The following is a 3,910-nucleotide window of genomic DNA, read 5'->3' on the forward strand; positions in this document are numbered from 1 at the left end:
GCCGCCTGCAGTTGATCAGCCGTGGCGAGCCGCTGAAAACCTACCGTATCTCGCTGGGCAAGCAGCCCAAGGGTGCCAAGGAACGAGAAGGCGACAAGAAAACCCCCGAAGGCCTGTACTGGCTGGACTGGCGCAAGCAAAGCGACCGTTTCAACCTGGCCATGCACATCAATTACCCGAACATCAGCGATGCAGCCCGCGCCACCCGTGAAGGGGTGAGTGCCGGCAGCATGATCATGATCCATGGCACGCCGCTGAACGATGACTACCCGGAATGGTACTTCCATACCCTGGACTGGACGGACGGCTGCATTGCCATGCGCAACCGCGACATGCAGGAAGTGTGGGAACTGGTGCGCGATGGGACGTTGATCGAGATTCGGCCCTGACCTAGCGCCCTGCAGCAGGCTCTGCAGGTCGAAATCCGTACATCAGTTGCCTACCAGTGAAGGTTTCGCTGCCCTGCCAACGCTTGCGGTCCGAGCCACTGTGCACCACGCAACAACGGCGTCAGCGCCGCCTCGGGCTGCAATTCGAACACTACCTGCGCCTGGCGCTGTTGCAGGTCGGCCTCCAGGGTCAATTGATGCTGGCTCTGTTGTGTCAGATGCCCACGCAGGCGCCAGCCGCTGGCGCAGTCGATTTCCAGCCAGCCCTCGCCCAAACCTAGCGACCACGGGGCGCTCAGTGCAAGGTCGGTGACCGTCAAGCGGCCCTCGCTGGCTCTACATTGGCGCCCTCCCCCCTCCAGCCGTATCGTCCCCTGCCACTGGCCAGCCAGGCGGTAGTCCGTGAACGCCGTAGCCTGGGCACCCATTGGCACTGCCTGCAACTGCCAGCGCCACGGCCAGCCTTCGGCGCGCAACTGCCAGGTCTGGCCCTGAAAGCCCAACTGCAGGTTCGCCTGCAAGCGCCAAGGCTGCACCGCCCAGCGCAAGGGGCCGACCACCCCCATCTGTTGCGCCTCGCCTTGCCACAGGCTGCCACTGACATCACGCATGGGCAGGCCAAACGCACGCGCCACCCAGCTGGCCGGCAGTTCGACCAGCAGCGTCAACACGAAGACCAGCACAACCCATGCCGCTGCCCGACGCCTCATGGTTGAACCACCAGATCAAAACCCAACCCCTTGCCCTCTCGTTCCATGCCCCATTGCAAGGGCTGTAGGCCCTCTGCTCGCAACATCTGCAACCAGCCTTCCAGCTCGCGTCCATCAGCCACCTGGCCGCGCAGTTTCCAGGTGCTGCCCTGCGCATCGACCTCAGCCAGTTCAATCCCCCGTGCCTGGGCCGATTGGCGAAGCCGCTCCAGGTTCAACCCAGGCCCGCCCTTCAGGCCGGCAGCCTGCTCGGCCAAAGCGCGCCACTGGCTGAGCTCTCGCCATTGCGCAACACCTGCGCGCAGGGCCAGGAAGGCCAGCAACAGGGCTATCAGTACCCAGGCGAAGGCCAATCGATGACGTTGCAGCCATTCGCGGTTCATGAGGTCGCTCCCAGATCGAACACCACCTGCCCACCGTTCACCTGCACGGAGGCGCCGGCAGCGCTGGCCATGTCCTGCCAAGGCGGCGCACTGCCCTCGCCCTCCAGGTGCAGGTGCCAGCGCTGGCCATCAAAGCGCACCGCCAGCAGACGCCAGTCGGGGTGGCTGCGCAGCCACGCCTGCAATGCCGATTGCAGGCCGTGCAGCTGGCGGCTGTGCAGTTGCTGTTGCAGTTCGCTTTCGCGCAGGCGTTTGAGGGCTTGCGCGGCATGCCGCGGGCTGGCCTGCTCGCCGGTTAACGCAATAACCTGGCTGCGCCAGAGTTGCGCCTGACGCCATTGCTGGTTCAGCCACAGGCCGCCCCATACAGCGGCCAGCACCAGGCAGGCGGCGAGCAGACGTCGTTGTTGCCGCGACGCCAGCGGCAACGCTCCCGTCCTGCGGGTGGGTTCGAACAGGCCGGGCAGTTTTTCCAGCACTGCGAACATGCTTGGCCAATTGCCGCTCAGCGCCACCGTCTGCAGCTGCGCCCACGGCTGCTGCGGCACGTCACCCAGCGCTTGCGGCCATGCCAGCCAGTGCTCCTGCCCGTCCTCGGCCAGCCCTTTGTACAACGACACACCAGGTGTGCGCTGCCATTGCCAGGCGCTACCCGGCTCAGGCGTGGGCAGCAGTTGCAACTCTGCCCAGCAGCGCTCGACCTGCAAGCCCCATGCGGCACACTGCCCACGCCAGTCTTCCAGTTGCTGACGCGCGACCACCAGCAGGCGAAGGTGCCCAGGCTCACGGGCCAGGCAGGCGCAGGCGACCTCCTCGGTGGCCTGCAGCAGGCGGTCTTCGAGCAACAACGGCCACTCTTCGCGCTTGAGCCCGGGTGGCGCCGGCACCCGGAAACGGCTGCTGGCCTCGGCAGGCAGGATCAATGCCACGCGAGCCTGGAGGTTCGCCGGCGGCTCGCCCTGCCCTTCATCTTGCACGTTACTGCCCGCAACCAGTGCCCAGTGCCAGACCGGGCCCGGGCGCAGCAACAGCCAAGGCTGTGGCGGTGCATGCCGCCGCCATTCAAACTTCATGAGCGCCCCCAAGGGAGGGCGAAAGTGCAGACATAGGGTGCTCCGTCACGCTGCAGTTCCACACGCACGCCACGCCCGGGGTGCGCGGGTTGATCGGAAGGCCAGGCCAGCCAGCGGCCGCCCTGGTAATACAGGACATTCATGGCGCTGACCCGCTCCAGCCGCTCGCGTCGTACCCAGTGTGGGGCCGTGGCGGCGTACAGGTCGGCCGAGCTTTCCAGCAGCAGGCGCTGCTCGCGGGCGTCCAGGCGCAGGCGCTGACGTTGCAGGCGCGAGCCGCCTTCGGCCTCGGGCAGGCCGGTAGTAGCGACCCACAGCAATTGCTTGCTTGCCGGTTGCCAGTCCAGCCAGCGGCTGGTCTGGGGCTGGCGCTGCTCATAGACGCGGCGCAGCACCGGGCTGTCGAAACGGCGCTCCAGGGCCAGGCAGAAATCCAGCACCGAGGTTTCCTGGGTAGTCACTTGCAGGCGTTCACGTACCTTGAGCCACCCGTTGACCAGCGCGGCGAGCATGATGCCGAGCAAGGCGGTCAGGGCCAGGGCGACCATCAGTTCGATCAGGGTCAGGCCGGCCTGGCGGTGTTTCATGGGTTGATTCTCGGATTTGATGCTTGCACTGAGCCCTTGCAGGAGCAGCCTTGTGCTGCGAAGAGGTCCGACCGACTGACAGAAGTCCATTGGGCACACTGGCCTCTTCGCAGCACAAGGCTGCTCCTACCGGGACCGCGGAGGATTGGCGAATTTTTCATGGGCGCTCCAGGAACACGGTGTATTGGCCCAGCGGCAGGCGCTGGTCGCGGTCGGCGTACAGCTGCAGCTCGCCACGGCGCAAGTCGCGCACGCCGGTGCGCCGCAGTTGCATTTGCCAATGGCACAACTGGCCGCCCTGGCCAAGTTCGCCGCCGACCTGATTGGCGGCGGGCCAGTACTGCTCGACGGCGAAGCGGGTTTGCAGCTCCCGCGCGCACAGCAGGCCCAGGCGGTGTTGCTGCAGGTTGTCCTGCACCATCAGGCGTTGGCGCAGCACCTGGCTGGTGATCACCGCCAGCACGGCGGCAATTGCCAGGGCCACGGTCACTTCCAGCAGGGTGAAACCGCGCTGTGCCTGCTTCATGGTGCTACCCGCAGGCCGTCGGCCCGGCTCCATGCCCACTGCTGGCTGCCATCGGCCCAGCGCCAGTACACGCTGCCCGGCTGCGACCAGCCGTGTGGCGTGAACAGCAGGCGCGGCTGTGGGCTGGCGGGCCAGTCCGGTTGCAGGCCCTTGGGCCAATCGCCGAGGGCAGTTGCTGCCACCACCCAGCCATTGCCCTCGCGCAGCACGAACTCGGGGCGCTGGCCATTCCAGCGCAGCCC

6 protein-coding genes and 1 pseudogene are annotated in these 3,910 nt (G+C 66.5%); 1 reads left to right on the plus strand and 6 read right to left on the minus strand.

Annotation, left to right across the window (positions count from 1 at the left end; translation table 11 throughout):
• Positions 1-389, plus strand: a 389-nt coding sequence (locus HP547_RS27685) for a murein L,D-transpeptidase family protein (RefSeq protein WP_172288626.1), incomplete at its 5' end; no start/stop codon positions are given.
• A gap of 50 nt (positions 390-439) precedes the next feature.
• On the opposite strand, the gene HP547_RS27690 is transcribed toward HP547_RS27685, so the two are convergent.
• The 6 genes and pseudogenes from HP547_RS27690 to HP547_RS27715 all read right to left on the minus strand — a co-directional run.
• Positions 440-1,099: a general secretion pathway protein GspN gene (locus tag HP547_RS27690; protein WP_172288628.1), complete on the minus strand. Its 660-nt coding sequence runs from the start codon at positions 1,097-1,099 to the stop codon at positions 440-442.
• Positions 1,096-1,482 carry a type II secretion system protein GspM gene (gspM, locus tag HP547_RS27695; RefSeq protein ID WP_172288630.1) on the minus strand — a complete coding sequence of 129 codons (387 nt, stop codon included), beginning with the start codon at positions 1,480-1,482 and terminating at the stop codon, positions 1,096-1,098. The genes HP547_RS27690 and gspM overlap by 4 nt, the downstream gene beginning before the upstream one ends.
• A complete protein-coding gene (locus HP547_RS27700) occupies positions 1,479-2,555 on the minus strand; it encodes a GspL/Epsl periplasmic domain-containing protein (RefSeq protein ID WP_172288632.1) in 1,077 nt (358 codons plus the stop codon). The genes gspM and HP547_RS27700 overlap by 4 nt, the downstream gene beginning before the upstream one ends.
• Positions 2,552-3,142: a type II secretion system protein gene (locus HP547_RS27705; protein ID WP_172288634.1), complete on the minus strand. Its 591-nt coding sequence runs from the start codon at positions 3,140-3,142 to the stop codon at positions 2,552-2,554. The genes HP547_RS27700 and HP547_RS27705 overlap by 4 nt, the downstream gene beginning before the upstream one ends.
• A gap of 157 nt (positions 3,143-3,299) precedes the next feature.
• A complete protein-coding gene (locus tag HP547_RS27710; protein ID WP_172222297.1) occupies positions 3,300-3,668 on the minus strand; it encodes a type II secretion system protein GspI in 369 nt (122 codons plus the stop codon).
• Positions 3,665-3,910: pseudogene (locus HP547_RS27715) on the minus strand (type II secretion system protein GspH); the annotation flags it as partial. The pseudogene HP547_RS27715 and the gene HP547_RS27710, both read right to left, overlap by 4 nt.

The organism is Pseudomonas sp. CM27 (assembly GCF_013179515.1).
Lineage (GTDB): Bacteria > Pseudomonadota > Gammaproteobacteria > Pseudomonadales > Pseudomonadaceae > Aquipseudomonas.